Source organism: Pseudidiomarina xizangensis, from assembly GCF_052541995.1.
In genome coordinates this window covers 1,168,323-1,193,419 of the sequence record NZ_JBOBQA010000001.1, presented here as the reverse complement: position 1 = coordinate 1,193,419, position 25,097 = coordinate 1,168,323, and the positions used below count along the sequence as shown (strand labels likewise).

General features: G+C 50.9%; 25 protein-coding genes. 21 read left to right on the top strand and 4 right to left on the bottom strand.

Annotated elements, in window-relative coordinates; translation table 11 throughout:
* The first annotated feature begins 160 nt into the window (after nt 1–160).
* On the top strand, nt 161–2,026 hold the full coding sequence (gene hscA / locus ACQ5ES_RS05790; protein ID WP_445014987.1) for a Fe-S protein assembly chaperone HscA: 1,866 nt from the start codon (nt 161–163) through the stop codon (nt 2,024–2,026).
* Nucleotides 2,027–2,041: 15 nt separating this feature from the next.
* Nucleotides 2,042–2,380 (top strand): ISC system 2Fe-2S type ferredoxin, encoded by a 339-nt coding sequence (fdx, locus tag ACQ5ES_RS05785; RefSeq protein WP_445014986.1) that lies wholly within the window; start codon nt 2,042–2,044, stop codon nt 2,378–2,380.
* A gap of 75 nt (nt 2,381–2,455) precedes the next feature.
* Here fdx and msrA read toward each other — a convergent pair whose 3' ends face one another.
* Nucleotides 2,456–2,986, bottom strand: a complete 531-nt coding sequence (gene msrA, locus ACQ5ES_RS05780) for a peptide-methionine (S)-S-oxide reductase MsrA (protein ID WP_445014985.1) — start codon at nt 2,984–2,986, stop codon at nt 2,456–2,458.
* A gap of 272 nt (nt 2,987–3,258) precedes the next feature.
* Here msrA and ndk point away from each other — a divergent pair, with 272 nt between their 5' ends.
* The 9 genes from ndk to der all read left to right on the top strand — a co-directional run bounded on the left by ndk (nt 3,259) and on the right by der (nt 12,609).
* Nucleotides 3,259–3,690 carry a nucleoside-diphosphate kinase gene (gene ndk / locus ACQ5ES_RS05775; RefSeq protein WP_445014984.1) on the top strand — a complete coding sequence of 144 codons (432 nt, stop codon included), beginning with the start codon at nt 3,259–3,261 and terminating at the stop codon, nt 3,688–3,690.
* A gap of 111 nt (nt 3,691–3,801) precedes the next feature.
* Nucleotides 3,802–4,935: a dual-specificity RNA methyltransferase RlmN gene (rlmN, locus tag ACQ5ES_RS05770; protein WP_445014983.1), complete on the top strand. Its 1,134-nt coding sequence runs from the start codon at nt 3,802–3,804 to the stop codon at nt 4,933–4,935.
* A gap of 70 nt (nt 4,936–5,005) precedes the next feature.
* The gene (gene pilW / locus ACQ5ES_RS05765) at nt 5,006–5,794 is read left to right on the top strand and encodes a type IV pilus biogenesis/stability protein PilW (RefSeq protein WP_445014982.1); all 789 of its coding nucleotides are present in this window, start codon (nt 5,006–5,008) and stop codon (nt 5,792–5,794) included.
* 12 nt (nt 5,795–5,806) lie between these two features.
* Complete coding sequence (locus ACQ5ES_RS05760) at nt 5,807–6,859, top strand: RodZ domain-containing protein (RefSeq protein WP_445014981.1); 1,053 nt, start codon at nt 5,807–5,809, stop codon at nt 6,857–6,859.
* 19 nt (nt 6,860–6,878) lie between these two features.
* Entirely contained in the window at nt 6,879–7,991 is a 1,113-nt protein-coding gene (gene ispG / locus ACQ5ES_RS05755) for a flavodoxin-dependent (E)-4-hydroxy-3-methylbut-2-enyl-diphosphate synthase (protein WP_445014980.1), read from the top strand.
* A gap of 56 nt (nt 7,992–8,047) precedes the next feature.
* Entirely contained in the window at nt 8,048–9,301 is a 1,254-nt protein-coding gene (hisS, locus tag ACQ5ES_RS05750; protein ID WP_445014979.1) for a histidine--tRNA ligase, read from the top strand.
* 13 nt (nt 9,302–9,314) lie between these two features.
* On the top strand, nt 9,315–9,935 hold the full coding sequence (locus tag ACQ5ES_RS05745) for a YfgM family protein (RefSeq protein WP_445014978.1): 621 nt from the start codon (nt 9,315–9,317) through the stop codon (nt 9,933–9,935).
* Nucleotides 9,932–11,128, top strand: coding sequence for an outer membrane protein assembly factor BamB (gene bamB / locus ACQ5ES_RS05740; protein WP_445014977.1), 1,197 nt, complete (start codon nt 9,932–9,934; stop codon nt 11,126–11,128). The genes ACQ5ES_RS05745 and bamB overlap by 4 nt, the downstream gene beginning before the upstream one ends.
* A gap of 2 nt (nt 11,129–11,130) precedes the next feature.
* Complete coding sequence (der, locus tag ACQ5ES_RS05735; protein WP_445014976.1) at nt 11,131–12,609, top strand: ribosome biogenesis GTPase Der; 1,479 nt, start codon at nt 11,131–11,133, stop codon at nt 12,607–12,609.
* 200 nt (nt 12,610–12,809) lie between these two features.
* Here the strand turns inward: der and hslR are convergent, their stop codons facing one another.
* The 3 genes from hslR to hslO form a co-directional block, all read right to left on the bottom strand.
* Nucleotides 12,810–13,184, bottom strand: a complete 375-nt coding sequence (gene hslR / locus ACQ5ES_RS05730) for a ribosome-associated heat shock protein Hsp15 (RefSeq protein ID WP_445014975.1) — start codon at nt 13,182–13,184, stop codon at nt 12,810–12,812.
* Nucleotides 13,185–13,196: 12 nt separating this feature from the next.
* A complete protein-coding gene (locus ACQ5ES_RS05725) occupies nt 13,197–13,751 on the bottom strand; it encodes an REP-associated tyrosine transposase (protein ID WP_445014974.1) in 555 nt (184 codons plus the stop codon).
* Between the two features lie 296 nt (nt 13,752–14,047).
* On the bottom strand, nt 14,048–14,875 hold the full coding sequence (gene hslO, locus ACQ5ES_RS05720) for an Hsp33 family molecular chaperone HslO (protein ID WP_445014973.1): 828 nt from the start codon (nt 14,873–14,875) through the stop codon (nt 14,048–14,050).
* A 132-nt stretch (nt 14,876–15,007) separates the two neighbouring features.
* Here hslO and gspC point away from each other — a divergent pair, with 132 nt between their 5' ends.
* Genes gspC through gspL form a run of 10 tightly spaced genes read left to right on the top strand, consistent with a single transcriptional unit; the run spans nt 15,008 to nt 25,097 of the window.
* Nucleotides 15,008–15,928, top strand: coding sequence for a type II secretion system protein GspC (gene gspC / locus ACQ5ES_RS05715; RefSeq protein ID WP_445014972.1), 921 nt, complete (start codon nt 15,008–15,010; stop codon nt 15,926–15,928).
* A gap of 29 nt (nt 15,929–15,957) precedes the next feature.
* Nucleotides 15,958–18,060 carry a type II secretion system secretin GspD gene (gspD, locus tag ACQ5ES_RS05710; RefSeq protein WP_445014971.1) on the top strand — a complete coding sequence of 701 codons (2,103 nt, stop codon included), beginning with the start codon at nt 15,958–15,960 and terminating at the stop codon, nt 18,058–18,060.
* Nucleotides 18,053–19,528 carry a type II secretion system ATPase GspE gene (gene gspE, locus ACQ5ES_RS05705; protein ID WP_445014970.1) on the top strand — a complete coding sequence of 492 codons (1,476 nt, stop codon included), beginning with the start codon at nt 18,053–18,055 and terminating at the stop codon, nt 19,526–19,528. The genes gspD and gspE overlap by 8 nt, the downstream gene beginning before the upstream one ends.
* A 2-nt stretch (nt 19,529–19,530) precedes the next feature.
* Nucleotides 19,531–20,775 carry a type II secretion system inner membrane protein GspF gene (gene gspF / locus ACQ5ES_RS05700; protein WP_445014969.1) on the top strand — a complete coding sequence of 415 codons (1,245 nt, stop codon included), beginning with the start codon at nt 19,531–19,533 and terminating at the stop codon, nt 20,773–20,775.
* A 12-nt stretch (nt 20,776–20,787) separates the two neighbouring features.
* Complete coding sequence (gene gspG, locus ACQ5ES_RS05695; RefSeq protein ID WP_445014968.1) at nt 20,788–21,210, top strand: type II secretion system major pseudopilin GspG; 423 nt, start codon at nt 20,788–20,790, stop codon at nt 21,208–21,210.
* Nucleotides 21,176–21,751, top strand: coding sequence for a pilus assembly FimT family protein (locus ACQ5ES_RS05690; RefSeq protein WP_445014967.1), 576 nt, complete (start codon nt 21,176–21,178; stop codon nt 21,749–21,751). Before gspG ends, ACQ5ES_RS05690 begins: the two co-directional genes overlap by 35 nt.
* Complete coding sequence (gspI, locus tag ACQ5ES_RS05685; RefSeq protein ID WP_445014966.1) at nt 21,748–22,113, top strand: type II secretion system minor pseudopilin GspI; 366 nt, start codon at nt 21,748–21,750, stop codon at nt 22,111–22,113. Before ACQ5ES_RS05690 ends, gspI begins: the two co-directional genes overlap by 4 nt.
* Entirely contained in the window at nt 22,110–22,886 is a 777-nt protein-coding gene (gene gspJ, locus ACQ5ES_RS05680) for a type II secretion system minor pseudopilin GspJ (RefSeq protein WP_445014965.1), read from the top strand. The genes gspI and gspJ overlap by 4 nt, the downstream gene beginning before the upstream one ends.
* Nucleotides 22,870–23,958, top strand: a complete 1,089-nt coding sequence (gene gspK / locus ACQ5ES_RS05675) for a type II secretion system minor pseudopilin GspK (protein WP_445014964.1) — start codon at nt 22,870–22,872, stop codon at nt 23,956–23,958. The genes gspJ and gspK overlap by 17 nt, the downstream gene beginning before the upstream one ends.
* Nucleotides 23,958–25,097: a type II secretion system protein GspL gene (gene gspL / locus ACQ5ES_RS05670; RefSeq protein WP_445014963.1), complete on the top strand. Its 1,140-nt coding sequence runs from the start codon at nt 23,958–23,960 to the stop codon at nt 25,095–25,097. Before gspK ends, gspL begins: the two co-directional genes overlap by 1 nt.

Here is a 25,097-nt window from a genome sequence, read left to right as displayed (position 1 = left end):
GCCTGACCATAGCGCCATCGCTCGCGATAACTGCAAAATGGGCAGGCCATCGCTCGCGATAACTGCAAAATGGGCAGCGCCATCGCCGCGACAACCGCGATATCAGCAGATTCAACCCGCAATAGAATTGCGGGCTACAAAATTGGAAAAAGGTTAGTTCATGGCATTACTCCAAATCGCAGAACCCGGGCAAAGCACCGCGCCGCACCAGCACCGACTGGCGGCAGGCATCGATCTGGGCACCACCAACTCGTTGGTGGCGACGGTACGTAGCAGTGAATCTCAGGTTCTGAACGATGAACAGGGCCGCGCCATTTTACCGTCAGTGGTATATTACGGCGCAGACGAAGTCTTAACTGGCTACGAAGCATTAGCGAAGCATTCCGACGAATCCATCGAAACCGAAAACACCATCGTTTCGGTCAAACGTTTTATTGGCCGCACGGTTGCCGATGTGCAGCGAAAGTTTTCGAATTTACCCTACCGTATGAGTGAAACCGATAACGGCGTACCGGTGTTTCATACCGCCGCTGGCGATAAAAACGCTATCGAAGTTTCTGCCGATATATTACGTACCTTATCAGCGCGGGCACAAGCTGCGCTCGGAGGCGAACTCAGCGGGGTGGTGATAACTGTTCCTGCCTATTTTGATGACGCCCAACGGCAAAGCACCAAAGACGCGGCACAGTTAGCTGGTTTAAACGTGTTGCGGTTGCTAAATGAACCGACCGCGGCAGCCGTTGCTTATGGCCTGGACTCGGGTCAGGAAGGCTTAATTGCCGTTTATGACTTCGGCGGTGGTACTTTTGATATTTCCATTTTAAGTTTGCAAGGCGGTGTCTTTGAAGTACTGGCAACCGGCGGTGATAGCGCCCTTGGCGGTGACGATTTTGATCAACTTATCGTCAATCACTTGAAAGCCGAATGGGATTTACCTAGCGATGTGCCAGCGCGACTTGAGCGTGACCTGATTAATGCCGCCAAAGCCGCCAAAGAAACACTGACCGACGCGGATACCACCGAGCTTACGTTACCTTCTGGTGAACTGCGGGCGACGTTAACGCGGGATCAGCTAAATGAGCTTATTGAGCCACTCGTGCGGCGCACTTTGGTGAACTGTCGCCGTGCTTTAAAGGACGCCGATGTCAGTGCCGACGAAATACTTGAGGTGGTCATGGTTGGTGGCTCCACCCGCGTGCCACGGATTCGTGAAGCTGTAGGTGAGTTTTTTGGCCGTGAGCCACTAACGTCCATCGATCCGGATCAGGTGGTTGCGATTGGCGCTGCCGTGCAGGCCGATATTTTAGCCGGCAACAAGCCCGATTCGGACATGCTTTTACTGGACGTAATCCCGTTGTCATTGGGTTTAGAAACCATGGGCGGACTGGTCGAAAAAGTGGTCGCCCGCAACACCACAATTCCGGTAGCGAAAGCGCAGGAGTTTACTACTTTTAAAGACGGTCAGACCGCGATGATGATTCACGTGGTGCAGGGCGAGCGCGAACTCGTTGACGACTGCCGCTCACTCGCACGGTTTGTGTTGAGCGACATTCCACCAATGGCTGCGGGTGCGGCGCACATTCGTGTCACCTTCCAGGTTGACGCTGACGGCTTGCTCAGCGTTGATGCAATGGAGAAATCAAGTGGCGTTAGTGCTTCAATTCAAGTTAAACCATCTTATGGACTGAATGACGAAGATATTTCGAGTATGATTCAGTCGTCGATGAGCAACGCTGAAGAAGACATGGCTGCACGCATGTTGCGTGAGCAGCAAGTTGAAGCTGACCGCGTACTAGAAGCACTTAGCAGCGCACTTGCTGCCGACGGTGCACTACTTGATGATACCGAACGCGAGCGCTTGGATAATGCCATGGCGGCACTGCGCGAGGCTCGCGCAGAAACCAACGCTGAAGCTATTGAAAAAGCCATTGAAACCGTAGATAAAGCAAGTGACGATTTCGCTGCACGCCGCATGGATGCCGGGATCCGCAAAGCTCTGTCCGGCAGCAACGTAAACGAACTGTAGCCCGAGGGAATAGTAATGCCAAAAATCGTATTTTTACCGCACGATGAACTGTGCCCAGAGGGCACGGCAGTAGAAGCTCAAGACGGCGAAACTGTACTGGACGTGGCCTTGCGCAATGGGATCGGCATCGAACATGCTTGTGAAAAAGTTTGTGCCTGCACCACCTGCCATGTTTATGTTCGCGAAGGCTATGACTCGCTTGCGGAGATCAATGATAACGAAGACGACATGCTCGATAAGGCCTGGGGCCTCGACCCTGACTCCCGCCTTAGCTGCCAGGCGCGCCTGAATGGCAAAGACCTCGTCGTCGAAATCCCTAAATACACCGTCAACATGGTCAAAGAAAACCATTAGAAGGGGCAGCCCTTACATTGTAAAGATGGTTTTCAAAGGGGGGGGCTGCCCCCCCTTTGCAATTGTTATAGGTGATTAGTTAAGTTTTTCTGCAAATGTGCGTTTGAATTTGGCAAGTTTGGGGCTTACCACCGCCTGGCAGTAAGCATTTTGCGGGTTACGCTCGACATAGTTTTCATGATAATCCTCAGCTGGCCAAAATTTTTCAAGCGGCTCTAGCTCGGTGACGATTTCATCCTCCCAAGTATCTTCTTCGCGCATTTCGGCAATAATATCTTCCGCGGCTAAACGTTGTTCTTCCGATTGATAAAAAATTGCTGAACGATACTGTGTTCCGACATCGTTGCCTTGACGGTTGAACTGCGTCGGGTCGTGTAGTGCGAAGAAGATTTCGAGGACCTCTCGGATCGAAAGGGCTTGCGGATCAAAAGTGATTTGCACAACTTCGGCGTGCCCCGTTTCACCGGCACAAACTTGTTCATAAGTTGGGTTCGCTCGTTGTCCACCAGCGTAGCCAGATTCGGCTTTCAATACACCACGGACTTGCTTAAATGCACCTTCGATACACCAAAAGCAGCCACCCCCGAGGGTAATTTGTTGAGTCATACGTTACTCCTAATAGACGTTTAGACATCTATACCATAATCAGCGACATCAGAGAAGAGTCTAGACCGTATTTTGCTATAACAAAACTCAAGGAGGGGCAGCCCCCCCTTGGAAAATCACCTTTACATTGTAAGGGCTGCCCCTCCTTCCGGAATTGTCTTTACAATGTAAGGGCTGCCCCTTCTGGGGTGGTGGCGTGTGTGCAGCGGAACGTGTATAATCCGCGCGACTTCAATCTAAGCATCCAAACTTAAAGCAAAGCGGAGAAAACCATGGCTTTAGAACGTACTTTATCTATGATCAAACCTGACGCAGTTGGCAAAAACGTCATCGGCGCAATCTACAACCGTTTCGAGACCACTGGTCTGCGTATTGTTGCAGCAAAAATGATGCACTTGAGCAAAGAACAAGCTGAAGGCTTCTACGCCGAACACAGCGAGCGTCCTTTCTTCGGCGCATTGGTCGAATTCATGACTTCTGGTCCAATCATGGTAAGTGTTTTGGAAGGCGAGAACGCAGTTTTACGTCACCGTGAAATCATGGGCGCAACTAACCCAGCAGAAGCACTGGCAGGAACTTTGCGCGCTGACTATGCTGAAACTATCGACGAGAACGCAGTTCATGGTTCTGACGCGGTAGAGTCGGCGGCACGCGAAATCGCATACTTCTTCTCTGACGAAGAAATCTGCGCCCGCACCCGCTAAATAATAAAGCCTATACAAGTATCAGTTTTGTATTTTGGTGTGGCCCGTACTACAAGTACGGGCTACATTGTTAAACGAACAGCGAACAGCAAATAACGTTTTTAGGAATTTATGAACGCAGTTGACAAAAAAGTGAATCTCCTTGACCTGAATCGCCAAGGCATGCGCGAGTTCTTTCAGGAACTCGGCGAGAAGTCTTTCCGCGCCGATCAAGTCATGAAATGGTTGTATCACTTCTGTGTCGACAACTTCGACGACATGACCAACCTCAACAAGGGGTTAAGAGAAAAGCTCAAACAGATCGCTGAAATTCGTGCGCCAGAAGTGCGCGAGCAGCAGCAATCGAGCGATGGCACCATTAAATTCGCTATGACTTTGTTCGATGGTCAGGATGTTGAAACCGTATGGATCCCAGAAGCTGATCGCGCCACTTTGTGTGTAAGCTCACAAGTCGGTTGTGCGTTAGAGTGCACCTTCTGCAGTACCGGGCAACAAGGTTTTAATCGTAATCTGCGAGTTGCAGAAATCATCGGCCAGGTCTGGCGGGTGAATAAGTTACTGGGCTCGTATGGCGAAACCGGCATCAAACCCGTAACCAACGTGGTCATGATGGGCATGGGCGAACCGCTGTTAAACCTGAAAAACGTGGTGCCAGCGATGGACCTAATGATGGATGACAACGCGTTTGGTTTGTCTAAACGCCGTGTGACTCTGAGTACCTCTGGTGTGGTTCCAGCACTTTACAAGCTAAAAGAAGAAATCGACGTGGCCTTAGCGATTAGTTTGCATGCGCCGAACGACGAATTACGTAATCAGATTGTACCCATCAATAAAAAGTACAACATTGAAGAATTTCTTGAGGCAAGTCGGCATTACATTGACGGCTCTAAAGCAAATAAGAACATTACAATTGAGTATGTTATGCTCGATCATGTGAATGACTCGATGGATCAAGCAGCCGAGCTGGCGCAGACGTTGAAAGACACGCCATGCAAAATCAACTTGATACCATTTAACCCATATCCAGGTAACGATCATGGCCGTTCCAGTAATTCGCGTATTGACCGATTTGCTAAGGTTCTGATAGAAAAGGGCTATATTGTAACGGTGCGGAAAACACGCGGCGACGACATCGATGCCGCATGTGGTCAGTTGGTCGGTGATGTAGTGGATCGCACAAAACGTATCCTGAAGAAACAGCAAGCACAGCGTGGTGGTAACGGAATCGACGTCAAGGTTTCGTAAAAATCCAGCAACGACGTAGGCAGGCGGGGTGGTTCAGGGTAGCATTGCGAATAACCTAAGAGGATCTGTAATGCGACGACTCCAGCGAAGTTTGCTAGTAGCCAGCTTAGCGCTGTTGGCAGTGGGATGCGTGAGCCAGCGAACTGTTGATGGTAAAAATCAACCGGCGCAAGAATTTAATGCCCAGGAAGCGGCCACCACGCGCTTAGCTTTGGGGTTACAGTATCTGCAATCGGGTAATTATCAACAAGCACGAGCAAATCTTGAGCGCGCGCGCGAGTTCACACCCGACAATCCTTCGGTACATACCGGTCTTGCGTTCTATTATCAGCAAGTGAAAGAGTATAAAAGTGCTGAACGCTACTATCGTAACGCAATCGATTTGCAACCCAACAACGGCGATACCTATAACAACCTCGGAGCGTTACTCTGTACTATGGGACGTTTTGCCGAAGCCGATAAATTGTTTAATCAGGCACTGCAGCTACCAGACTACGTGAAACTAGCATCAACATACGAGAACGCGGCCCTTTGTGCAGCGCAAGCAGGTAAGCTTGAAGAGTCGGACGATTATTTTCGCCGAGCCTTGAATCACAGTGCAAGAAATAGCACTATTCTTGAAAGTTACGCTGCGGTATTGTTAAGGCAGCAAAGATTTCAGGAAGCTGCGCAGATTTTAGCGCAACGAGCAGATTTACCTCAATTGTCGCCCGAATACTTGCGGCTAGAGATTGAACTTGCTCGTCAACAAAACAACAAAGTTCGCCAAGTAAGTTTTGGTGAGCTGTTATTATCGCGCTTTCCAGACTCGCGCCAGGCGCGCGAGTATCAAGCGCGGACCTCAGAACCTAATTCATAATTGAAGTAGCCCATGACCACGGATAACGACCTTTTTAACGAAGAACCGAAAGAATTTGAAAAACCAGATTCTATTTCACCCGGGCAACTACTCAAACAAGCACGGGAAGCTAAGGGTTTAACCCAGCAGCAAGTTGCTGACGGTTTGCGCTTGCGCGTGGTTGTGGTGCAATTTATTGAGAACGATGAGTTCGATAAATTGGCTTCTGCAACTTTTGTGCGAGGCTACTTACGCTCTATCGGCAAAGTCTTGGAAGTTGACGAGAAAGAAGTGTTTGCCGCCTATCGTGCGCATGGAAATGAACAAGTTTCGCCCACTACTGTGCAGATGCAGAGCTTTTCGCGGCGCAAAGTAAAAGAGCGCAACGATAATAGGCTTATGCTGATGAGCTACGGCATTATTATTGTTGTCATTGCGTTAGTTTTGATCTGGTGGTGGCAAGAGAGCAATTTTAGCTTGCGCACCATCACCGGTAGCGAAGATGCACCAACTGAACAAGAAGCTCAACAGTCACGTGAAAATGCAGCGAGCTTGCCGCAAGTTGTGCGGCCGAGCGCACATCGGGCCAATGGTCGTTTAACGGAAGAAGAAGTCGCTGCGGGCGACACTTCGACAGTTTCGGTAGAAGCGGAGCAAGCACCTGATGTGCCACCTACCATTGGTGAGCCGCAAACCACCGCTAATCCGGACGCAAATGACTCAGCACTGCCTATCAGTGAGTCCCAAGACCTAATCGACTTGAATACTGACGACGCAACTGAGCCAGCTAATACTGCGCAAGCATCAAACGCTGAATCGACACCGGTTGTTACCGAGCCTACAGCTAGCACCGAGCAATTGGTGTTTACATTTAACGAAGCGTGCTGGGTAAAAGTTTCCGATGCTAGCGGCGAAGACATTGCTGTCGGTGTAAAAGCTGCAGGTTATCGCATGCCACTGACGGGCGAGCCACCTTTTGATATCATCTTGTGCAGACCAGAATCAGTGGATATTACCTACAACGGTACCACTGTGAATTTAGATGATTACGTGCGTGGAAGAAGCGTAACGCTGACGCTCGATTGACTGAAACGAAGTACCCAAAATGATGCATGAGAATCCAATAAAACGTCGTCCGTCACGACGCATCTATGTCGGTAATGTACCGATAGGCGATGGTGCGCCGATCGCGGTGCAGTCGATGACCAATACTGAAACCACCGATATTGAAGCTACGGTAAAGCAGGTGAAAGCCATTGCTGCAGCTGGAGCTGATATCGTGCGGGTGTCGGTGCCAACCATGGATGCTGCCGAGGCCTTTAAGTTTATCAAGCAACAAAGTCCGGTGCCGTTAGTTGCCGATATTCACTTCGATTACCGCATTGCGCTTAAAGTTGCGGAGTATGGAGTGGACTGTTTGCGCATCAACCCAGGCAATATTGGGAACGAACAACGCATCCGTTCAGTAGTTGACGCTGCACGCGATAAGAACATTCCGATCCGCATCGGCGTTAATGGTGGCTCGTTAGAAAAAGAGATCCAGGAAAAATACGGTGAGCCCAATCCGGCCGCGCTGGTCGAATCAGCAATGCGGCATGTCGATATTTTAGATCGGCTGAACTTCCAGGATTTTAAAGTCAGCGTAAAAGCCTCTGATGTATTTCTGGCGGTTGAGTCCTATCGCTTATTAGCGCGGCAAATCGAGCAGCCGTTGCACCTTGGCATCACCGAGGCGGGTGGGTTGCGCAGTGGCTCGGTAAAATCATCAATTGGCTTAGGCATGTTACTGGCTGAAGGTATCGGCGACACCCTGCGTATTTCTTTGGCAGCCGATCCGGTCGAAGAAGTGAAAGTCGGCTTCGACATCTTGAAATCGTTACGCATTCGCAGCCGCGGTATAAACTTCATTGCCTGCCCAAGCTGTTCACGGCAGGAGTTTGACGTGATCAACACCGTCAATGCACTTGAGCAGCGTTTAGAAGATGTCACCACCGCAATGGACGTGTCGATTATTGGGTGCGTGGTGAACGGCCCTGGCGAAGCGTTAATTGCAGAAGTAGGTCTCGCTGGAGCGAAGAACAAGAGCGGTTTTTACCTCGGTGGCGAGCGGCAAAAAGAACGACTCGACAACAATGATTTAGTCGATCAGCTCGAACGCCACATCCGCGCCCGCGTAAAACTGCTCGAAGCCGAGCAGATTCCTGTGAAGCAAGCGTAAAGCTGCGGTATACTACCCGCCATTTTTAGAATTTAAACGAAACGGTAAGTTAGCTCGTGGCAAAATCTATTCAAGCAATTCGTGGAATGAACGACATCCTGCCGGGCCAAAGCCCGGCATGGCAGTATGTCGAAAGCGTGCTGCGCGACGTCGCAGCAGCCTACACCTACCAGGAAATCCGCATGCCGGTACTGGAAAGTACCGATCTGTTTAAGCGCTCCATTGGCGAAGTAACTGATATCGTCGAAAAAGAGATGTACACCTTTGACGATCGCAACGGTGATAGTCTAACCCTACGGCCGGAAGGCACTGCCAGTTGCGTGCGCGCTGGCAATGAACATGGTTTGTTGTACAACCAAACACCACGTTTGTGGTACATGGGCCCTATGTTCCGCCACGAACGTCCGCAAAAAGGTCGCTATCGACAGTTCCATCAGTTTGGTTTGGAAGCTTTCGGTATGGAAGGTCCAGAAATCGACGCCGAGGTGATTTTGTTTTCGGCGCGTCTGTGGCAAGCCTTTGGCATTAGTGAACAAGTGCAACTGCAGCTTAATTCATTAGCATCAAATGAAGCACGTGCGCGTTACCGTGAAGCGTTGCGGGAGTTCTTACGAGCGCATGAAGCACAACTTGACGACGACTCTAAACGTCGCCTCGATACGAATGTATTGCGGGTGCTCGATAGTAAGTCAGCGGAAACCCAAGCGGTATTAGAGCACGCTCCGCAGCTATCGGAATACTGGGATGATGCCTCACGTGAACATTTCGCTGGTTTGTGCAAGCGACTTGATGCCGCGGGCATCGATTACGTGTTAAACGAGCGTCTGGTACGCGGCTTAGATTACTACAACCGCACGGTGTTCGAATGGGTGACCACCGAGTTAGGCGCACAGGGCACGGTATGTGCCGGTGGTCGTTACGATGGTCTGGTTGAGCAGCTAGGTGGTAAAGCGACGCCAGCGGTTGGCTTTGCGATGGGCATGGAACGACTGGTATTGTTATTGGAGTCACAAGCGAAAATTCCGACCACGCAAAGCGTCGATGTTTATGTGATTGCCCTTGATTCCGACGTGGAACTAATCGCGCCTGCCGTTGCCGAAAAACTCCGTAGCCAGGTGCCGGGATTGAAAGTACAGTTGCATAGCGGCAGCCAGAATATGAAGAAAAAGCTTATCAAAGCAGACAAATCAGGCGCTGACTATGCCCTGATTGTTCGCTCTGATGATTACGAAATTAAACACCTGCGTGACCGCGAACAAGAAGACTGTATCGCGACCACCATTGGTGATGTAGCAGCAGTATTAATTTGAGACAGAGGTCGAAATGGAAACAGAAGAACAACAAATTGAGCAATTAAAAACCTTCTGGAAAGAGCACGGCAAAGGTATTGTCGCGGGCTTGGTTATCGGTTTTGGATTGTTTTATGGTTGGCGCTACTACGATGCGCACACGCTTGCTTCACAAGAAGGGCAATCTGAACAATATCAACAAATTGTGGCCCAACTTGAAGCTGGAAGTAGCGAAGCTACAACAGCGGCAAAACAATTCGTGGAAAATGAAAAAGGTAGTACCTACGCAACCTTAGCAGCTTTTGAATTGGCCCAAGATGCCATTGATAAAGGTGATTTGGATACCGCGATCACGGCTTTGCAAACCGCACGTGATAATGCAACAGGCGCGCTCAAATTTGTCGCTGATTTACGCCAGGCACGATTACTTTTGGCACAACAGCAATATGATGCGGCGCTCGCGGCATTAACCGCAGTAAGCAACGCTAAAGGTTTTGCCAGTAAAGCAGCAGAACTACGTGGCGACGTGCTCTTAGCTAAAGGCGATAGCAGCGGAGCTCGTCAGGCTTATCAAGAAGCTATAGCGGCAGCAGAAGACGACGGTTCAACAGTACTTGTTGAAACGAAACTCAACAGCATTCCGGCGGCATCATGAAATTAATTAAGTACTTGCAGAGTGGTCTCCTCGTGGTTATGGCGCTTAGCTTAAGTGGTTGTTCCATTTTTGGCGATGACGAGCTCACTTACAAAGAACTGCAACCGTTTAACGCCAAAGTAGCGCCAAGTGTAGCTTGGGATGCGTCTGTTGGCGGTGGGATTGGGGATTATTTCTCACGACTGAACCCGGTTGTTGTCGGTGACCTTGTGGTGGCTGCAGATCGTGAAGGCTTAGTTGTTGCCTACGACCGCCAGTCAGGGAAACGTGTTTGGCGCCGTGATTTGCAGGCAGAGTATGCGCAGCAAGGTGAGGGTTGGCTAGGTGGTGTTGAATCTCTGCGTATCAGTGGTGGTTTAAGCGCCTACAATGGTAAGCTTATCTTGGGTACCGAAAATGGTGATATTTTTGCACTAAACGGCACCGATGGAAGCGTTTTGTGGCACCAGACGGTGAATGCTGAAGTGCTTGCAGATCCTGCGGTCGATGCCACTCAAGTGGTTATTGCAGCGGGCAACGGTGAACTCTTTGCGTTTTCAGCCGAGACCGGCGAACAATTGTGGAATTTACCTACAGATGTTCCGGCATTGAGCCTGCGTGGCACGGCAGCACCTACGTTAGCCGCTGGCGGTGCAATTTTTGGTACCGCAACGGGTAAATTGAGCGTAGTTGTAACCAGCAACGGCCAGCAGGCTTGGGAAACGCGTCTTGCGACACCTAAAGGCGCGACCGAATTACAGCGTATGGTCGATATTGATAGCAATCCACTGGTGCGTGGTAATTATATCTACAACGTGGCTTACAATGGGCAGCTCGCCGCAGTAGAAATCCGCAATGGCCGCATTATCTGGCAACGTGAGTACTCATCATTCCAAAACCTAGCCTTGCAAGGCAATACGCTATTCGCGACTGACGTTGGTGATCGGGTGTACGCCATCAATGTTGACGGCGGCATTGAAGAATGGGTCAACAACGATCTTGAAGGCCGTGAGTTAACCGCGCCAGTCTATTTCAATGGTCAGGTCGTGGTCGGTGATGATTTCGGTTATTTGCATTTTCTTGACGCCCAAACGGGCGAAATGGCGGGTCGCGTAGACCTTGGTGACCCTGTTTATGTGGCACCGGTTGTTGCTGACGACCAGCTTTATATTCAAACACGCGACGGCACATTACTCGCGGTAAGGATTAACTAAGTATGTTACCTGTTGTGGCCCTGGTCGGCCGCCCGAATGTGGGCAAATCCACCCTGTTTAACCGGCTTACCCGAACTCGGGACGCACTGGTAGCTGACTTTCCTGGTTTGACGCGTGATCGTAAGTACGGTCGCGCCAATTACGATGGTTATCAATTCATCGTCATCGACACTGCAGGTGTGCATGGCGATGAAGACGGTATTGACGCTGAAATGGCGTCACAGTCGTTACGTGCTATCGATGAAGCAGATGTTGTACTCTTTATGGTTGATGCCCGAGACGGCATCACCAGCGCGGATATGGCGATTGCCAAGCACTTACGCAGCATTGGTAAGAAAGCCTACGTTGTCGCTAACAAAATCGACGGTATCGATGCTGAAGCTGCGCAGGCGGACTTCTACGAACTAGGCTTAGGTGAAATCTACGGTATCGCTGCGGTTCATGGTCGTGGCGTTGAACAATTGCTCGACAAATGTTTTGCGCCGCTGACGGAAGACTATCCAGAAATTGCCGTAGCCCGCAGTTCTACTGCGGGAGATCTCGACGATGAACAGGATGGCGCTGCTGATGCCTCGCCAGATCTCGCCCACGACGAAATCGACTACGAAGCATTACCGCTCAAGCTTGCCATCGTCGGACGTCCAAATGTTGGTAAGTCGACGTTGATCAACCGCATTCTAGGCGAAGAACGTGTCGTGGTATTTGATATGCCAGGCACCACTCGTGACTCAATTTACATCCCCATGCTGCGGGACGATCGGGAATACATTCTGATTGATACCGCTGGCGTACGTCGCCGCGGAAAAATTGATGAAACGGTAGAAAAGTTTTCGGTTATTAAAACACTACAAGCGATTGACGATGCCAACGTTGTCATCTGTGTGGTCGATGCGCGGGAAACCATTTCCGATCAAGATTTGAATCTTATTGGTTTTGCTCTTAATGCCGGACGTTCCATCGTTATTGCGGTGAACAAGTGGGATGGCTTAAGCAACGAGCACCGTGAAGAAATCAAGCGGGAACTGGATCGCCGTCTGGGTTTTGTCGATTTTGCCCGGTTACATTTTATTTCTGCGCTACATGGCAGTGGCGTTGGTAATTTGTTCGAATCGGTGCTGGAAGCCTACACCAGTGCAACTCAACGGGTGAGCACATCGAAACTGACACGCATTCTGGAAATGGCAGTGGATGAGCATCAGCCACCGTTGGTACGCGGACGCCGGGTGAAACTGAAATATGCCCATGCCGGTGGCTACAATCCGCCGCGGGTCATTATTCACGGTAACCAGGTAGAGGACCTGCCAGGTTCCTATCAACGCTACCTGATCAACTATTTCCGCAAATCGTTAGGTGTTATGGGAACCCCGATCAAAGTCGAGTTCCGTGAGTCAGAAAACCCCTTTGCCGGCCGCAAGAACAAGCTCACCATGACCCAACAGCGCAAACGCAAACGCCTCATGCGCTTCATCAAAAAACGCTAACCCCCTGTTGTAGCCCGTAGTTCTACTACGGGTCTAATCTGCCGCATCCAAAATGCCGCTCGCAACCACCATTTTGTAGCCCGTAGTTCTACTACGGGCTTAATCTGCCGCATCAACAATGCCAGCAAGTTCATACATTTCCTCAATCTGCGAACCCGACCCGTACTAGAAGTACGGGCTACAGCACATTTCCTGAACGGTTAACGCTTCATCTTCATTAATTCGCGGCGCTCTTTTTTATCCGGCTTGTGATCTGGATGGGGGTTGTATAAGGCGTTCATCTTACGCAATTCCGCTTCTTTTTCGCGACGTTGAACCGAATCGGAAGTCTCCGCATAAAGCTTTTGTGCCTCGGGCGCGCCGCGGCGCTGGACGCTAAGCTCCAGCACTTCAACCTCCATGATGTCACTACCTTTAGCTAACTTTATCAGTTGCCCAACGGTAATAGTTTTGGCCGGTTTAGCGCGTTGCCCATCGACCTGTACTTTCCCCGCTTGCACCTTCTCACGCGCCAGCGACCGAGTCTTGTAAAAGCGCGCCGCCCATAACCATTTGTCCAAGCGTACATTTTCCATATTGAACCTTTGCTACTGTTCATGGTTGCCGAAAACATCATCGAGCCAGGTTGGATTTATATCTTCCCAATCGGCCGGATACTTTCCGCTTGCCAAAAATGTATTAAGTGTTGAATAAGGCCATAACCGTGCGTTTTCAACATAACCGTGTTTAACCGGATTATAGCAACAATAGAGAATATATAATTCATATTCACGCTCATTCCGGATGGTGTGCTCCCAATATGAATGATGCCAAAGGGCGCCATTCCCGCGGCGATGGCGGGCCGTCGAATTCTTATGAGTTGCTGAAGAGTTGGTAAACTCCTTTAATGCCTTGGTTGTAAGGGATTTAATTTTGCGCCAGCGAATTGGGATATTGTCGTCATGCACGATCCAAACACAATGCATATGGTCAGGTAAAACGACCCATGCCTCTATTTTAAAAGGATGTGTTTTCATCGTTGCGCGTATGGCATCGCGCAATGCGGCCATGAAAGTCTGGGTAGCAAAAAAGGGCTGGCGGCGGTAACTGGTTACTGTAAAAAAGTAATAGCCGCCTTCGTAATAACGTCGCACGTTTCTCATGCGCAAAGCATGCGCGACGGCAGCACAATTTACGACCTTAAAAATTTGTACGCAATCACGTAGCCCGTACTTCTAGTACGGGTCAGATTCGAACGGTCCGGTAATGTAAGAAGTTGCTGGCGTCGCTGATGCGGCAGATTGGCCGTAGCCCGTACTTCTAGTACGGGTCGGGTTAGCAGATTGAGGAAATGTATGAAATTGCTGACATCGGTGATGCGGCAGGTTAGACCCGTAGTAGAACTACGGGCTACCCGATATGGATTCGGCCATTGCGATTATGTAGGAAGTACACGTAATTACAGGTCGGTTTCGGTGAAGCGATAGTCGGTCAGGCAGTAGTCGCAGGTCATGACGATTTCGCCGTCTTCACGTAGCATTTCGGTGATTTCTTCAGGCGACACTGAAGCCAATGCGGAAAGAGTTCGCTCGCGCGAGCAGCCGCAATGAAAAGCAACACGCTGTGCACCATAAAGCTCAACCCGTTCCTCGTGATACAAGCGATGCAGAACCTCTTCTCCATGCAAGGTAAAGAGCTCGTTGGCGGTCATGGTTGTGGTTAAGGTTTCCAAATGCTGAAACGCAGTCAAATCATTACCCGCAGCCGGCAGCACTTGCAGCATCATACCGGCCGCGTATTCGCCATCGGCATGCAGCCAAATGCGCGTCTGTAGCTGCTCTGACTGCGCGAAGTAGTTTTCGACTACCGTTGCCAGGCTATCGGCATTGGCATCGACCACGCCTTGATAACGCTCGCCCTGCTCGGGAGTAATAGTAATCACCATGACTGCTTTGCCGAATAAGCGACGAAAATCATTTTCGTCGTCGGCAATGTCAGCACGTACCCGCGCAAGTCCACGGAGGTCTTGTTCGTGGGAGCCATTCACGGCAATAAAATTAATCGGGCCGTCACCCTGAACTTGCAGGTTGATGTGCCCTTCAAACTTCAGGGTCGCGCTCAACAAAGCCGTGGTTGCCATAAGCTCACCAAGCAGACGTTGTACTGGTGCAGGGTAGTTGTGGCCTTGCAACATGCGCTGATAACTGCTACTTAATTGCACGAGTTCGCCGCGTACATCTTGCTCGGAAAAGGTGTATCGATAAAGTTGGTCGGTGGGGTAGTTCATTTCACTTCTTCACTATGTAATATTTTGTACGCATAATACCATATTCGCCCAATTTGATCTGTTCAGTTCGCGGTTAAGGGGTTAGAATGACTCTTCACTCTGTGTTGTCACAAAATTATAACGAAACTAAACATGCAGATTCAGAACCCACAATTAAAGCGCTTCGCCTTTCTCGTTAGCCAACCGCGTATCGTGCGCGCTGGACTGTGGATGCTAACCGCCATTTTTGCTATTTACGCGGTTTGGGTGCTGGCACAGTTAACCTGGCAGCTACTGGCACCTGGCAGCGCGCCGTCGAGCGGCCCTATTGCAGTACAAATGCAGCAACAAACCAACACAACCAGCGGTTCGCTGAGGCGGCTGGCGGATCTTGAGTTGTTTGGTGCGACCCTGAGCAGTGCAGGTTCCGTGCGTAATGCACCGAAAACGACATTGAATGTTCGCTTGTTGGGTGTTTCGGCGAGTTCAGTACCGGAACGTTCGGCGGCAGTTATTGAACGAAATCGTAACCAGGACACCTACGTTATCGGCGACAAAATCACCGACACCCAGGTCTCAATTGAGAAGATCTATGCCGACCGGGTGATACTGAATAACAATGGCGCATTGGAAACACTTGAACTGGAAGGTATTGGCGAGCTCAGTCAGGGGGTTAGACTCACTTTATCAAATCAGCTGCCAGAACGCGGAACTGAAGAAGAGGCGTTGATGTCCGATGACGAGCTGAAAGCCGTTTCTGATGCACAACGCGCCTATCGGGAATTACGCCAAGGCGATCACACAGCACTACTCGATTACATTCGTATTCGCCCGGAAATGTCAGGCCAAACCCTTAAAGGTTACCGTTTGAGCCCGGGTAAATACCCAGAAGTTTTTACTAATGCCGGTTTTCAACCGGGTGACATTGCCGTTGCGATTAACGGCCAAAGTTTAACTGATATCGCCAGTGCCCAAGTGGCAATTGGTGAATTGCGCAACGCGCAACAGATCATTGTGACTGTATTGCGCGAAGACGAGTATCTCGATTTAGAACTAGCTGTTCCGAGCGAGTAACCAGAACAACGAAAATAATAGGACCAACTATGCGTATTTTGACCACCGCATCGATTTGGCTCACCAGCATGAGTCTGGCTTGCGCATTGGGTGTAAGCTCAACTGCCTTTGCCCAGCAGGCCGGCCAAGGAACCAATTCAGCAGCTGTTGAGTACACAGCGAGCTTCAAGAACACTGATATCACCGAATTCATTCAGGTGGTAGGCCGTAATCTTGATAAGACCATTATCATTGATCCTGATGTACGCGGTACTATTGACGTGCGCAGCTACGATGTAATGACCCAGCAACAATACTGGCAATTTTTCCTGAATGTGCTGGAAGTTTATGGTTTTGCCACGGTCACGATGGAATCGGGCGTGGTCAAAGTGATGCGCGATAAAGACGCGCGCAACGGCGCGATTCCGGTGGTTGATGACAACTCACTCGGTGGTGATACCTTGGTGACGCGCGTGGTCCCCGTCAACAACGTCAGTGTGCGCGAACTTGCTCCGCTGTTGCGTTTGCTCGCTGATAGCAGTGGCGGTGGCAACGTGGTCAGCTACGACCCGTCCAACGTCATCATGATTACCGGTCGTAGTGAAACTGTGCAACGTTTAACCGAGATCATCGAACGGGTAGACCGTGCCGGCAACCAGGATGTCGACGTCGTAAAACTTGAGTATGCCTCAGCGTCAGAGCTGGTTCGCATTGCTTCGGCGCTTTATGAAAAGGCGAACGAGGGTACACCACCGCTGTTAATTCCTAAAATTGTTGCCGATGAGCGGACCAACTCGGTTATCGTCAGTGGCGAGCCTCGTGCCCGTAAACGGGTCGTCGATCTTATTAATCGCCTTGATCAAGACCTTAAAAGTGAAGGCAACACTCGGGTTTACTACTTAAAATATGCTAAAGCCCAAGAGCTGGTCGATGTGCTGCAGGGTGTCAGCGAGAGCATTCAAGCGGATATGCAAAGTGCTGGAACTCCCAATCAACAAGCGCGCACGACGCGCGGTGGTGGTGGCAACAACGCGCAGATCAGTATTTCGGCCCACGAAGACAGCAATTCATTAGTGATTACCGCACAACCTGACCTGTTAGCGAACTTAGAAAATGTTATTCGTCAATTAGATATCCGTCGGGCACAAGTACACGTCGAGGCCATTATTGTCGAGATCCTTGAAGGCGATGGTATTGACCTGGGGCTGCAGTGGATTTCTGAAGATGGCGGCATGGTGCAGTACTCCAATGGTCGTCAGGTTCCGATCGGTCCATTAGCTGCTGCTGGGTATCAAGCGCGTGAGCGACAAGGGCGCACCACCCAAACTATCGTTGATGGTAATTTGGTAACCACCACTGAGCCTGACGAACCAGGTGATGTGAGCTTGCTGGCCGAGCTACTTGGCAACGTTAATGGCATGATGATTGGTGTAGTGAAAAACGATTGGGGTGCTATTTTGCAGGCCGTTTCGACCACCACTAATTCAAATATTCTGGCCACCCCAAGCATCATGACGGTCGACAACGAAGAAGCGTCATTCCTGGTCGGTCAGTCCGTGCCCACCATCACTGGTGCCACGGCGGGTGATAACAACCAAAATCCGTTCCAGACGGTGCAGCGTGAAGACATCGGTATTAAGTTAAACGTAACCCCGCAAATCAATGAAGGCAACGCTGTACAATTGGTGATCGAGCAAGAAGTTTCGAGTCTGAGCGGCGCAACCGCCGTCGACATCACCATCAACAAACGCTCGCTGAAAACCACAGTAATGGCGGATGACGGTGAGACCATTGTGCTCGGCGGACTGATTGACGAAGACGTACAAGAAAGCGAGTCGAAGATCCCATTGTTGGGCGATATTCCTTGGCTAGGCGCGCTGTTCCGCAGTACCTCTACCACCCGGCAAAAGCGCAATCTGATGATCTTCCTGCGCCCAACTATTGTACGTGACAACGCGACGGCGCAGGGCTTAAGCAGCCGTAAATACAATTACATGCGGGCGCAGCAGCTGAAGCGTAACGATGATGGCATTAGCTTAATGCCCAATACCGATACGCCAGTACTTTCTGAGTTTGAAGATTCAGAATTGGCGATTCCACCTGAATTACAGGAGTATCTCGACCAGCATAACGGGGGCAATGGCAATGACTAATGTTGCCGAAGTTGCTGCTCGCATTGTGCCACGCCGCCTGCCGTTTGGTTTTGCCAAGCGCTTCGGTGTGGTAGTTGCGGACGTACAAGCCGAAGGCGAACAAGATGCGCATTGCACGGTACATTGTCGTAATGATGTCGAACAAACGGTGTTGCTTGAAGTTCGTCGTGTCTTAGCCATGCCGTTTACCGTCATTGAACATGAGGCGGATGAGTTCGAAGCGATTTTAACCCAGGCCTATCAGCGTGACTCGTCAGAAGCGAAGCAGCTGATGGAAGATATCGGTAACGAGAGTAATCTGTTTTCGTTGGCCGACGAATTGCCGCAGACCGAAGACCTGCTGGAAAGCGAAGACGACGCGCCGATTATCAAACTGATCAATGCTATGTTATCCGAGGCGATCAAAGAGGGTGCATCAGACATTCATATTGAGACCTTTGAAAAGGACTTGTTGGTGCGTTTCCGGATCGATGGTGTCCTGCGCGAGGTTATTCGTCCAAACCGCAAGCTGAGCTCTTTGCTGGTATCGCGGATTAAAGTTATGGCACAACTCGATATCGCCGAGAAACGAGTTCCCCAAGATGGCCGTATTAGCTTACTTATCGCCGGTCGTGCGGTAGATGTGCGAGTCTCAACCATGCCATCGAATCATGGTGAACGAGTGGTCTTGCGCTTATTAGATAAGAACAACGCACGGTTAAACCTGGAGCAACTGGGGATGACCGCGGCGAATCGTAATATTTTTGCCGAGCTGATTAAAAAGCCTCATGGCATCATCTTGGTTACAGGCCCTACGGGCTCAGGTAAATCGACCACTCTGTATGCCGGACTGACAGAAATTAATTCCAAAGATCGCAATATTCTGACGGTTGAAGACCCCATTGAATATGCCATCGAAGGCATTGGCCAGATGCAGGTCAATCCGCGTGTGGATATGACCTTCGCCCGTGGTTTGCGAGCGATACTGCGACAAGACCCTGATGTGGTCATGGTGGGTGAGATCCGCGACGTCGAGACCGCACAAATTGCGGTACAAGCGTCCCTGACCGGGCACTTGGTGATGTCGACCTTGCACACCAACACCGCGGCAGGAGCGATTACCCGGCTGGAAGATATGGGGGTCGAACCCTTCTTGTTAAGCTCGTCGCTGCTGGCGGTATTGTCACAACGCTTGGTACGTACGCTCTGTGAAGAGTGTAAAACGCCAATAGCTGACGACAGCCAGGAGTGTCGCGCGGTCGGTTGTGATAACTGTAATCATACCGGCTACCGTGGCCGTACAGGGATTCACGAATTATTGATTGTCGATGAACAGATCCGCGAACTGGTGCACAATGGTCACGGCGAACAAGCGATTGAGAAATATGTACGTAAATCCACCCCGAGTATTCGCCAGGACGGTCTTGATAAAGTCACGCTAGGCATCACCACACGTGAAGAAGTGTTGCGTGTGACGCGCGAGGAGTAATTATGGGCGCGTTTTCCTATCATGCCTTAGATGCCAACGGGCGCAAAAAAACCGGTGTACTCGAGGCTGACACGGAACGCCAGGTTCGGCAATTGTTGCGCGATCAAGGGTTGCTACCGGTCAACGTGGAAGTTGCTGAGCAGACCTCGAGTGCCGCGACTGCAACAGAGGGTGGCTTCAGTGGTTGGTGGGCACGGCGCAAGATCCGCAAAATAAGCTCGTCGGACCTGGCACTTATTACCCGTCAGTTGGCGACTCTGGTCGCTGCCGCCATGCCGATCGAGCAGGCCTTAGTAGCGGTGGCTGAGCAAACCGATAAGCCGCGGTTGCAAAAGCTGGTAATGGCAGTACGTTCACGGGTGGTTGAAGGTTACTCTCTGGCCGTGGCGATGGCCGATTACCCGCATATTTTCGATAAGCTCTTTACTGCAATGGTTGCTGCTGGCGAGCGCTCCGGGCATCTCGACGAAGTGTTAAATCGCCTGGCTGACTATACCGAACAACGTAACCAACTCAAAGGCCAGCTAACCCAAGCCTTGGTGTATCCGGCAGTGCTGACCTTTGTGGCTATTAGCGTGATTATTTTCTTGCTGGTTTCGGTGGTACCGCAAATTGTTGAACAGTTCGGTAATATTGGTCAGGACCTGCCGTTTATTACCCGCGCTTTGTTGGCAGTTAGCGAATTTCTACAGTTTTTCGGCCCCTTTATTTTAGTTGCTGCGCTGGTGGTGTTGATTGTCGGTGGGCAAATGCTTCGCGACAACAAACGCCGTGACAAATTCCATGCCTGGCAACTGAAACTGCCGGTCATCGGTGGTGTCATAAAAGGAGTAAACACCGCACGTTTTGCCCGTACCTTAAGTATTCTAACGGCCTCGGCAGTGCCATTACTGGAAGGTTTGCAGATCACCGGCCGCGTGCTGGGTAATCGCGCCATGCAGATCGCGGTCAATGAGGTGGCAGATCGCGTGCGCGAAGGGTCGTCGCTGCGTGCTGCGCTGGCGCAGACTAAATTGTTCCCGCCGATGATGCTGCACATGATCGCTGCGGGTGAGAAGTCTGGTCAACTTGAGCAAATGCTAGGCCGGGCAGCGGACAACCAGGATCGTGATTTCGAAAACACCATGAATGTGGCGTTAAAAATATTTGAGCCGGCCTTGATCATTGTGATGGCTGCGGTGGTCTTAGTCATCGTGATGGCGATTATTCAGCCCATCTTGCAATTGAATCAGGCGGTCGGCCTGTAATCTGGAGGAAGTATGACAAAAGCAAAAGGTTTTTCACTGATTGAAGTGATGGTAGTCATTGTCATTTTAGGACTGTTGGCGACGATGATTTTGCCTAATGTGTTGGGTTCAGCAGAGCAAGCCAATCGCCAGAAAGTGAAGTCAGACATTGTGGCACTGGAAAATGCCTTGTCGCAGTACAAACTTGATAACGGTATGTTCCCAACCACTGAGCAAGGTCTGGAAGCTTTACTGAACGAACCAAACATGGAGCCGACTCCGCGTAATTATCGCCGTGGAGGTTACATCCAACGCTTACCTAAAGACCCATACGGTTCAGCATACTTACTACTGAGTCCAGGTGAATACAGTGATATCGATATTTTCTCGGCCGGCGAAGATCGCCAACCAGGCACCGAAGATGACATCGGCAACTGGAACCTTGAACAGAGCTAAGGCAGGGTTCACCCTTGTCGAAATTATGGTGACCATTGCCATCATCGGCGTGTTGGCGATGACGGTATCCTTTGTCGTTCCAGACGAGCAAGATGACCAGATTAGTGATACCGCGGAAGACCTGGCGCAACGGATCCTCTATGCGCAGGAATATGCGCTGGTACGCCATGCAATTTTAGGTTTACAGCTGACGTCCGACGGTTATGAGTTTCTGCAATGGCGCGAACAGCAGTGGCAGCCGATTGATCAGCGTGGACTACGTGCACAGAACTGGCCCGACAGCTTGGTTTGGGACATTGAAAGTGAAACTGAAGAGTTGCTAGGTCAGGATGAAGATGCCGTCGAGGCGTTTTTTGCCCCTGAGGAAGATCCTGGTGCGGAGCCTAAAGAACAGTCCATGCCACAATTGTGGATCTTGGGTAGTGGTGATATTTCAGTATTTACTCTTACCCTCAGCTCAAGGGACGTATTTGCTAGTCGCAGCTGGCGATTAGCCAGTGCAGATGGCTATGAAGTAACCCTGCAAGCGGTGAACGAATGATGCGCAGGCAACAAGGCTTTACACTGATAGAAGTTATGGCGGCGCTAGCGATCTTCGCGATGGCAGCACTTGCCGGTGTGGCCGCCGCAACTAATCATTTAAATGATTTAGCTTATATGCAGGAACGTACTTTAGCGCGTTACGCAGCAAGCAATGCGCTGGCGCGACTGTCGTTGCGCGATGAGCCGCAAAAGTTAACCGAAGGCGTGGAAACCGTCGGTGACCGACAGTGGCACTGGCGGGCAACATTTACCGAAACGGTCACCGAAGCTGTGTTGTATGTTGAAGTCACCGTAAGACCAAGTGAGGACAGCACCGACTCGAGCTATCGCCTCGGCCGCTACCTCGAGGCCACCCAATGACCCACCCCACCGCGCCACCGGGCAACCGCACACAACCGCAAACACGATCTGTAGCCCGCAGTTCTACTGCGGGGGAAGCTCGCCGGTTTAACGATTGGTCGGGTAACGGAACACAACCACTGGCGATGCGGCAGACTGGACCCGTACTAGAAGTACGGGCTACCGCAGAAGCTACCGCAGAAGCCCGCCGACGCAGCGGCGGGTTTACCTTGGTGGAGGTGCTGGTGGCGATGGTGGTGTTTGCCATCATCGGCTTAGCCAGTGCTGCGGTGGTGAACACCATGATGCGCACTAGCGAGCAAAGCGCGGAAGCCCGCGAGAATTTGTCAGAACTGCAGCGGGCGATGTTCCTGCTGGAGCAAGATCTACGCCAGGCAGTGTCGCGCAGAACACCACAAGGTGATTACTACGTTCGTGCTGGTTGGTTTAACCCTGGCAACCTCTTGCCGCGCAGCGAGCTGCAACCGGTGCGCTACCAAATTGACGAAGATAAAAATTTAGTCCGTCAACATTACACCTATGTCGACATGAGCAGCAGTCAGGAGCCTACCGAGCGCATTGTCTTGCGTGGCGTGACTAAATTTGAAGTTAAGCCATTGATTAAAGGCGAAGAAAGCGACGATATGTCGACGCGAATGGCGGCAGAAACCGAAGAAACTGATGCCATGGCGATCCCCGATGGACTAGAAGTGACGCTGGAAACGGAACAATGGGGAACTATTGTTCGCGTGCTCGTGCTTAACGGAGGCGATTTCAGTGAACCCGAAAGTTAAACTGAATCGGCTGCAGGGAAGCTCGCCGCAACGCCAGCAAGGTGTGGCGTTGATCATGGTGTTATTGGTGGTGGCGCTGGTCACGGTTTTGGCAGTACAACTGAGTGAAAAACTGCAGATGAACGTTGTCCGCACCATGAATTATCAGCAAACCGAGCAAGCTTACTGGTTTATGCTGAGTGCTGAAGAAATTGCACGAAACCTTTTGCAAGTGCAGTTAGACGATAGCGATGGAGTGGTTCATAAGAATCAGGTGTGGCAGCAACAAACCGAAGAAGAACGTGTTTACCCCATTGAAGGCGGCGGCTTGATCCGTGTCGCGATCAAAGACTTGCAGAGTTGCTTTAACCTGAACTCGCTAAAAGGGGATGGTCTGAGCAACGAGGTACTGGCGCGCCGAAAAGTGCAGTTGCGCATGTTGTTGCTTGCCGCTATATCTGATCTCGACGCCTACACCGCCGATACCATCGTCGAAGGTCTTGCCGACTGGCTCGACCAAGACGACCGTTTAGCCAGCAGCTATGGTGCTGAACGGGCTGACTATGAAAGTCTTGCGGTGCCGTATCAGGCGGCCAATGACTATTTAGTACATGAAAGTGAGTTGCGCCTGATTCGGGGTGTCAGTCAACCGATCTATCAGGCGCTGAAGCCATTCGTTTGCGTGATCCCGAACAGCAATAAACTGCAGTTGAATTTCAATACCGTTGCCGCCGAGCGCGGTGAGTTATTACATGCAGTGAGCCTTGGTGGGTTAACCACAGATGCTGGTAACGCAGCGTTGGTAGAGCGTCCGGATGACGGCTATGAGAGCATCGCAGGCATACAGGACAATTCCATTTTGCGGCAAGCGAGGCAGCAAGTTATTCGCCCGAATTTTGGTGGCGTACCGCAAGCTAGCGGTGTTACGGCGGAAACCATTGGCGGAATGTTTGACGACTTGGTGGTAAAAAGTAATTATTTTGAACTAGATACCCATGTTAGCGTAGGCGATATGGTCTTACGCGGGCAAAGCAAACTCTACATTGGCACGGACGAAACCGTAGTGCTGATGCGTGGGTTAGGAGAACCTTGATGGAACAGCTTTATATTCATTTGGCGCAGCCGCTGCAGTGGCTGATTTGGCACCCGGGCCAGCGTGAGGTTATTGCTAGCGGTGAGTTGGCTGATGCTAGCGCCTTAACTCAACTGCACGAACAGGCGCAGCGTTGCGACGTTACCGTGTTTGTACCAGGTCAGGATGTGGTATTGACCGAGGTGCGGCTGCCGTCAGGTTCGCAACGCTTGTTGCCGCAGTTGATTCCAAATGCCTTGGAAGACGAGTTGGCGAGTGACATCGAAAATCTGCATTTTGCCTGGCCGGCAAATGCCAAACCGGCCGGTATTGAGCAGCCGATACCCGTCGCTGTGGTCAATCGTGAGCGACTACAAAGCTGGCTCAAAACCTTAGAGAAAGCAGGACTCGATTGCGACGCAATCTATCCCGACTATTTCATGTTGCCAGTGATGGAGCAGGGCTGTCAGTTACAACTAGGGCGAAGTACCCTGGTGCGACAGAGCCAATGGAGTGCTTTCAGCGTTGATCATCCGCCGGTGTTTACCATCGCTGCGCAAGACATTACAGAGCAGTTTGAGATACCACTGCAAGTTGCAACACTTAATCACGCCGCTGCTAGTATCAATTTGCGTCAGGGCGACTTCCGCGTGGTGCGCAAACGTAATACGCAAAGTGTTCAATTGCCGTGGCGCCCTGCTGCCATTGCCGCTGGTATCGCTCTACTCGCCCTGTTTGCGCAGCAAGTCGTAACCTTCGTGCAGTTAGGACAGCAAAACCAAGCCTTAAACAGTGCCATTAATGAAACCTATCTCGCTGCGTTTCCGAATGAATCGCGGATTGTAAACGTACGTAGTCAGTTACGCCAACACCTTAGCGAAGTCGGTAGCAGTGATGCTGCAACGACTGCGGATACGGCGCAGGGGCTGACCCTGCTGGCCCAGTTGGATCCAGCGTTTCGCGCTACGCCAAAATTGCAGGTCGAGCTATTACGTTACAGTAATCAGGCGCTGACCTTACAAGTGAATGCCGATAACTTTGATATCTTGCAACGTTTTCAGGAAGTCGCTGGGCAGACCGGATTATCCATCAAACAAGGCCAGGTGACCAACCAGGATGGTGTGGTCACTGGCAATTTCGAAGTACGTAAGGAGAGTTAA

What these genes read in the sequence shown, in the direction of transcription:
- hscA (WP_445014987.1), top strand. Translation starts at nt 161, where the DNA reads ATGGCATTACTCCAAATCGCAGAACCCGGGCAAAGCACCGCGCCGCAC.
- fdx (WP_445014986.1), top strand. Translation starts at nt 2,042, where the DNA reads ATGCCAAAAATCGTATTTTTACCGCACGATGAACTGTGCCCAGAGGGC.
- msrA (WP_445014985.1), bottom strand. Translation starts at nt 2,986, where the DNA reads ATGACTCAACAAATTACCCTCGGGGGTGGCTGCTTTTGGTGTATCGAA.
- ndk (WP_445014984.1), top strand. Translation starts at nt 3,259, where the DNA reads ATGGCTTTAGAACGTACTTTATCTATGATCAAACCTGACGCAGTTGGC.
- rlmN (WP_445014983.1), top strand. Translation starts at nt 3,802, where the DNA reads ATGAACGCAGTTGACAAAAAAGTGAATCTCCTTGACCTGAATCGCCAA.
- pilW (WP_445014982.1), top strand. Translation starts at nt 5,006, where the DNA reads ATGCGACGACTCCAGCGAAGTTTGCTAGTAGCCAGCTTAGCGCTGTTG.
- ACQ5ES_RS05760 (WP_445014981.1), top strand. Translation starts at nt 5,807, where the DNA reads ATGACCACGGATAACGACCTTTTTAACGAAGAACCGAAAGAATTTGAA.
- ispG (WP_445014980.1), top strand. Translation starts at nt 6,879, where the DNA reads ATGATGCATGAGAATCCAATAAAACGTCGTCCGTCACGACGCATCTAT.
- ACQ5ES_RS05745 (WP_445014978.1), top strand. Translation starts at nt 9,315, where the DNA reads ATGGAAACAGAAGAACAACAAATTGAGCAATTAAAAACCTTCTGGAAA.
- bamB (WP_445014977.1), top strand. Translation starts at nt 9,932, where the DNA reads ATGAAATTAATTAAGTACTTGCAGAGTGGTCTCCTCGTGGTTATGGCG.
- der (WP_445014976.1), top strand. Translation starts at nt 11,131, where the DNA reads ATGTTACCTGTTGTGGCCCTGGTCGGCCGCCCGAATGTGGGCAAATCC.
- hslR (WP_445014975.1), bottom strand. Translation starts at nt 13,184, where the DNA reads ATGGAAAATGTACGCTTGGACAAATGGTTATGGGCGGCGCGCTTTTAC.
- ACQ5ES_RS05725 (WP_445014974.1), bottom strand. Translation starts at nt 13,751, where the DNA reads ATGAGAAACGTGCGACGTTATTACGAAGGCGGCTATTACTTTTTTACA.
- hslO (WP_445014973.1), bottom strand. Translation starts at nt 14,875, where the DNA reads ATGAACTACCCCACCGACCAACTTTATCGATACACCTTTTCCGAGCAA.
- gspC (WP_445014972.1), top strand. Translation starts at nt 15,008, where the DNA reads ATGCAGATTCAGAACCCACAATTAAAGCGCTTCGCCTTTCTCGTTAGC.
- gspD (WP_445014971.1), top strand. Translation starts at nt 15,958, where the DNA reads ATGCGTATTTTGACCACCGCATCGATTTGGCTCACCAGCATGAGTCTG.
- gspE (WP_445014970.1), top strand. Translation starts at nt 18,053, where the DNA reads ATGACTAATGTTGCCGAAGTTGCTGCTCGCATTGTGCCACGCCGCCTG.
- gspF (WP_445014969.1), top strand. Translation starts at nt 19,531, where the DNA reads ATGGGCGCGTTTTCCTATCATGCCTTAGATGCCAACGGGCGCAAAAAA.
- gspG (WP_445014968.1), top strand. Translation starts at nt 20,788, where the DNA reads ATGACAAAAGCAAAAGGTTTTTCACTGATTGAAGTGATGGTAGTCATT.
- ACQ5ES_RS05690 (WP_445014967.1), top strand. Translation starts at nt 21,176, where the DNA reads ATGACATCGGCAACTGGAACCTTGAACAGAGCTAAGGCAGGGTTCACC.
- gspI (WP_445014966.1), top strand. Translation starts at nt 21,748, where the DNA reads ATGATGCGCAGGCAACAAGGCTTTACACTGATAGAAGTTATGGCGGCG.
- gspJ (WP_445014965.1), top strand. Translation starts at nt 22,110, where the DNA reads ATGACCCACCCCACCGCGCCACCGGGCAACCGCACACAACCGCAAACA.
- gspL (WP_445014963.1), top strand. Translation starts at nt 23,958, where the DNA reads ATGGAACAGCTTTATATTCATTTGGCGCAGCCGCTGCAGTGGCTGATT.